The following is a 2,428-nucleotide window of genomic DNA, read 5'->3' as shown; positions in this document are numbered from 1 at the left end:
ATGGAACACCCTCGCGCGCTCGGCCCCGCCGCCGGCCAGCCACACGTCCCGGCCGCCCGCCGTGACCAGGCACTGCCCGCTGGCCGCGAACCCGGCCTCACCCGGCAACGCCTCCGGCATGCCGTCCGAGGGCAGCACCCGCCAGCTGCGCCCACCGTCCTCCGTGGCCAGGATCCGGAACTTGCCGTCCACGGGGTCGCTCATGGCCAGCCCGTGCCGGGGGTCGAAGAACGCCAGGCAGTCGTAGAACGCCCGGGGTTCGTCGTTCCTGAACGTCTCCGTCCAGGTCTGCCCGCCGTCCTCCGTCCGGTAGACCCGCGAGTCGGCGCCCTCGCCGATGGACAGCGCCACGGCCCGGCGCGCGTCGAACGCCTCGATGTCGCGGAACTGCAGGGCTGCGGTGTCAGGCGGCGAGACGTTCTGCCAGGTCCGGCCGCCGTCCACGGTCCTCAGCACCGTGCCGCCCGAGCCGGAGGCCCAGACCACGTCGCGGCTGACGGGCGACAGGCCGCGCAGGCGCGCGGTCACCCCGGTCTCCTTGAGCTCCCAGCCGAGCCGGGGCGGTCCGGCGTGGGCGGGGAACGGGGCCGCCGCCGCGAGTACGAGGGTCGCTGACAGCGCGCTCAACGCGATTCGAAGCTTCATGTCGGGCAAACTAAACCAATGGATCAACACCGTCCATGGGCTGATCCATCCAGTTTGCGCGGAGGCTGATCGACCCGCCCGGCGCCAAGCGGGCGGGTGCGCAGGGGATCAGGCGGACTGGCGGGTCGCGCCCCAGGTCAGCAGCGCCTCGGCGGTGCTGAAGCGGCGGCTGGAGACGGACTCGCCGAGCAGCACGCCCACCAGGCGGCGCCCGTCTTCCTCGCCCGCGAACGCCAGGCAGAACCCGGCCGCCCGGGTGAACCCGGTCTTCAGCCCGATGGCGCCCGGCGTCCCGAGGAGCCGGTTGGTGTTGCGCCAGCTGTATGAGCGGTGCTCATCGGTGGCGTCGAGCGAGTGGTACCGGGTGCCGGCCGTCTTCTTGATCAGGGGGATGTCCAGCGCCTTGGCGGCCAGCAGGGCCTGGTCCCGCGCGGTGGAGTAGCCGTCGCTGCCCGGCATGGGGAGGCCGTCGGCGTTGACGTACTGGGTGTCGGCCATGCCGAGCTGGCGGGCGGTCGCGTTCATCTTGGCGACGAAGCCGTCCACGCCCGGGCCGTACGTGCGGGCCAGGGCGTGCGCGGCGTCCGCACCCGAAGGCAGCATCAGGCCGTACAGGAGCTCGTCCACCGTGAGGCGGTCGCCGGGGCGCAGGTCCGCGGTGGTGCCGCCGCCGTCCTCTGCGTATGCGACGTCGGCGGGAGTGATCTCGACCACGTCCGCCGGCTTGGCGGTCTTCAGTACGACATAGGCCGTCATCGTCTTGGTGAGGCTGGCGATCGGCATCCGCTCGGTGCCGTTGTCCTCGAACAACACCTCACCGGATGAGGCGTCGAGCAGGTAAGCGGCGCGGCCGTACACCGTGGGAGCGTCGACGGCGGCGGCAGCGCCGGCGGCGGGGACGAGCGTCGACGTGTTCGCTTGTGCGGGCATGGCGAGCCCCGTGACCAGGGCAAGGACGCCTGCCAAGGCGGTGAGCAGGGCTTTCCGGATACGCATTGCCCCAGGCTGCCCCGCCCTTAGGGGTGCTTTTGCCGAAATAAGCGAAATTTCAGGACAAAGGACTCGAAAGTGCCGATACCACCGCGGTTTCTGACGGGTAGATCTTTTCAAGAAATGCCCGGAAATCCGGGTCTACCTGCTACTCGTCCAGAAATTGTCCGTCACGCGTTCACCCTGGAGCAGCTCAGAGAACAAATCCTCCCACAATGGCATCACAAGGTCCGGCGCGTACGCGCGGGACGTTTTCGATGCCTCTTTCCCCATCCGCACCCGCAGTTTCCGATCCGCGACGACCCGCTTCAGCGCATCGGCCAGCGCGTCCACGTCCCTGGGCGGCACCAGCACCCCGTCCACGCCGTCGCTCAGCACGTCCCGCGGCCCGGTCGGGCAGTCGAAGGCCACCACGGGCAGCCCATGCGTCATGGCCTCGATCATCACCATGGGCAGCCCCTCGAACCGCGAGCTCAGCGCGTAGACGGAGGCCTCGGTCAGCTCCCGTTCCAGGCGGTCGGTACGCCCGGGCAGCGCCACGTGCTCGTGCAGCCCGTGCTGCTCGACGAGCCCGCTCAGCTCCCTCTTGCGCGGCCCGGTGCCGAAGATGCGCAGCCGCCATTCCGGATGCTCGGCCACCACCTGCGCGAAGGCCGGGATCAGCAGGTCGAACCCCTTCTGCGGCACCAGCCGGCCCGCCGCGACCACGACGGGGTTGGCCTGTCGGGAACGTTCCTGGTCGACCCTATGCACGGCGTTCGGGATCTGCACGATCGGCGTCGCGGGGAGCAGC

Annotated in this window: 3 protein-coding genes; all 3 read right to left on the bottom strand. The window is 70.3% G+C overall.

Annotated elements, in window-relative coordinates:
• Positions 1-645: WD40/YVTN/BNR-like repeat-containing protein (locus ACTWPT_RS59780; RefSeq protein ID WP_443186440.1), on the bottom strand; the 645-nt coding region annotated here is incomplete at its 3' end.
• A 108-nt stretch (positions 646-753) separates the two neighbouring features.
• A complete protein-coding gene (locus tag ACTWPT_RS59775) occupies positions 754-1,641 on the bottom strand; it encodes a D-alanyl-D-alanine carboxypeptidase family protein (protein ID WP_443186439.1) in 888 nt (295 codons plus the stop codon).
• Between the two features lie 135 nt (positions 1,642-1,776).
• Positions 1,777-2,428 (bottom strand): glycosyltransferase (locus ACTWPT_RS59770; protein ID WP_443186438.1); only part of this gene is annotated, 652 nt, incomplete at its 5' end.

The sequence above is a fragment of the Nonomuraea sp. 3N208 genome, from assembly GCF_052245935.1.
Taxonomy (GTDB): domain Bacteria; phylum Actinomycetota; class Actinomycetes; order Streptosporangiales; family Streptosporangiaceae; genus Nonomuraea.
Note: the sequence above shows the minus strand (reverse complement) of the source record. Positions and strands in the feature narration are given on the sequence as shown.

Coding starts and splice junctions, on each gene's coding strand:
- ACTWPT_RS59775 (WP_443186439.1), bottom strand. CDS start 1,641: ATGCGTATCCGGAAAGCCCTGCTCACCGCCTTGGCAGGCGTCCTTGCC.